This window comes from Haladaptatus sp. DYF46 (assembly GCF_021083305.1).
Lineage (GTDB): Archaea > Halobacteriota > Halobacteria > Halobacteriales > Haladaptataceae > Haladaptatus.
The window spans coordinates 1-3050 of record NZ_JAJFAY010000021.1 but is presented as its reverse complement, the minus strand read 5'-3'; the positions used below and the strand labels follow the sequence as shown (position 1 = coordinate 3050).

The window sequence follows — 3050 nt, the reverse complement described above, 5'->3', positions numbered from 1 at the left end:
AGCACTGTCTAGATAAGGACGAGCAGGTCGAAGAGTTAGTGATTGATGCTACTCCCAAACCTACTCAAAAAGTGTTTAGACACGGCTACGCTTGAATGTTGGGAGCGTGAGCGGACGGCAACACCCGTCAGGGCGTTCGCCGTCCGCCTCCACGCGACCGGTTGTTCGCTCAGAGAAACAAAAGCAATTCTCGCGCTCCTCGGCGTAAAACGATCGCATCAAGCGATTTTTCAATGGGCTCATCGGGTTTCTGACAGCGTTTCCGACCCGCCGTCGGCATCGCCGACGCGGGTCGCGGTCGACGAAACCGCTGTCAAAATCAACGGCGAATGGTCTTGGGTGTACGCTGCAATAGACACAGAAACAAAGTTACTGCTCGATGTCAAAGTATTTGATCGGCATGGGACCGATCAAGCGGCTGCGTTTCTGTCTGGATTGGCCGAGAAACACGATCTTTCGGACACTGTGTTTCTCGTTGATGGCTACGGCTATCGGACTGCCCTCTTTCGAATTGGATTGCGCGGTCACCTTGACTATACCGAGCGAAACCTAATCGAAAAGTGGTTTCACACACTCAAACAGCGGATCGACCGCTTCCATACCTCGTGGGTGGGCAGTCGGCCGAGCGTTCAGCGGTGGCTTGAGCAGTTTGTGCATTACTATAACCATCAGCGACCGCATCAATCGCTTGAAAACCGAACACCTGTCGAGGAGGAGCTTAACTAGACAGTGCCAAACGCGCTGAAATCCCAGAACGCAAACTACTTTCTCTGATTGTTCGGAGCAGTCGAATTTGACCATCGAAATCACCGCCAGTTGGCTCGTTAAATGTGAGCCACGAAATACACAGTGATCGACTCAAGAGTGCCTATGGAGTCTACTTCTGCTTGGGAGGATAGTGAGTAGAAAATTGACTCCACGCTAATTGAGTACATATGAAATGAGATAGTAAATCATGCAGACAATCATCGCTGGGGGAATTTCCCTCGGGTGATGTGGACAATATGGATCTAATCCAGTAATGAGTGCCGACTACAAAGAAACCCGACGAAACACCAATTCACACCAATTACAGAAAAGACGATAACCCCCTTGACGACAACGCCGATCAATACTTTAGCCAGATTGACTCAACAAATGTCGGTCAACGTCATACGTGACAACAAAATATGTCACTGGGAGAGTGACCACCAATGCAACGGCAATTGAGTATGCAGCAACCAGTGCATCTGCTGGAATGAATGTCTGTAGAATGATTGTCGTCATCATGAACGTTATTAGAAAGACTAGTCCATACCGGCTAGGTTTCGTCTTAAACCGAAGGTTGAGAAATCGTGGAAGAATAATTGCTGGGATAAGAAGTGCAAAAGTGACTGCGAAGAGGATCTTAGGATAACCTTCTGGAATGAATGAAAGGAGGTAGGACCCAATAGCACCTACCAGTGTTATTGTGAGGACTCCTATCAGGATTCTATGTAGAGCTTGATTAGTCATTCTGTGTCTCTCCTATACAGAATATTTCTCATGGTGGCATATGATTGTAACGCTAGTACGGGGGCTCGAGAAAACAACATCATATATTGACAATCAATACTCATTCAAATATGAAATGAGTGTGAGGAGTTAACTCCAATTCATGTCAATCAAACTCCAACGAGCACCTCCATCAAAGTCATTTCCAGGCCACAAATCGACAGTAGAGGACTGTAAACCGACAGATCCTGAACTTCCCCCCGCGTAGATGCCAATACCATAATGCTTTCCGGCTTCCGCATTAACACCGAGTGTGGTGACATCGCTGCCGTGATCCACCCTGAAATCAGCTGGCGCAACTTGAGCTTTATCAACTACCTCTTTGTCAATAAACGTTCCAGATTCGTAGTCGTATGTGTAGACGCCAACTTTCCATGCTCCGGAACCACCAGCGCCAAGCCAGCCAGCGTCCCAGAAGGAGGAAATGTCGAAATCCACGTGTTTGTCGTTGGGTTCTCCCGGTGCGCTATTGACATAGAGACTTATCCAAGTTTGTGTATATGCCCCTGGAATCCCAAGAAATGTTGCTCTGGTTAGAAACTGTCCCTCTGTACCATCGTAATCAGCTTTTGCGGTACCTAACCAGTCGTTCTTTGTTTTAGCTCTCCCGTGCGTGGCAGAGGTGAATATCTCATCGTTACCAATTGTAACGTTAAGCCACTCGGAAGATGCTTGTGCCTCCTCAGCGGTAGATGGAAGCCCGTCCGAAGAAGCCTGAAGTGCTTCCTGGTGAAGTGCCGGCGTTATTTGTTTTGGGTCAAAGTCGGTTACAGGCTCGATAGTGAGACGATACTTATTATTGTTCCACGTTGCAATGTGTGGCTTCCCTATTTTTTGAGCGAAAAAGATGGTCTCTTCATGACCATCCGCGAAAATGAGCGTTTTTCTCACCTTTTTTGGCTTCTCTTCGTGAATTTCTTTTACATCCACATTCTTCACATCACCATGAATGTATTTGAGTTTGTTTAGTCTACTTTTGAACTCGGAATATTTCTGTGGATGTGTTTTAGCAGTACTTACTGATGGAATAGCTGAGATGCCCATACTAGTCGTGATCATTTTTAGCGTGCGACGCCGAGTTGATGTGGTTCTTTTGTCAACCATCGTTAGAAATTTGGTACGTATTCAATTTAAATTTTTCTTAAAGAGGATTATTATTTGAATTTTCTATTTGAATTACTCTCTTATATTTAAGCTTTTGTATTTATTTATATTTTTATATGATAAGGATAGAATATAAATGGGGAGAGAATCCAGTAACGGCGGTACGATTATCAAGAACTCGCATACCGGTCGAAAGCGGCTGGTTCTTGATAACAAGATTGGTTTGTCGAGAGACAAACGGCTACGGATTGCGCATAGATTGATGTGGGGGTCCCGGGGTGTGTTTACTTCCGCTTATGGATTTAACCGGAAGTAAAATACACACCACCACTTCCAGTGTAGATCAAGGGTATAACCCCTCTATCGTACGACCGTAACAATTCATACATCTATAAATTCTATGTCGCTACATA

2 protein-coding genes are annotated in these 3050 nt (G+C 45.6%); one reads left to right on the top strand and one right to left on the bottom strand.

Annotated elements, in window-relative coordinates; all coding sequences use genetic code 11:
- Positions 1-45 precede the first annotated feature (45 nt).
- A complete protein-coding gene (locus LJF34_RS28735) occupies positions 46-726 on the top strand; it encodes an IS6 family transposase (protein WP_231190415.1) in 681 nt (226 codons plus the stop codon).
- 897 nt (positions 727-1623) lie between these two features.
- Here LJF34_RS28735 and LJF34_RS28730 read toward each other — a convergent pair.
- On the bottom strand, positions 1624-2637 hold the full coding sequence (locus LJF34_RS28730; protein ID WP_231190412.1) for a hypothetical protein: 1014 nt from the start codon (positions 2635-2637) through the stop codon (positions 1624-1626).
- Positions 2638-3050 lie beyond the last annotated feature (413 nt).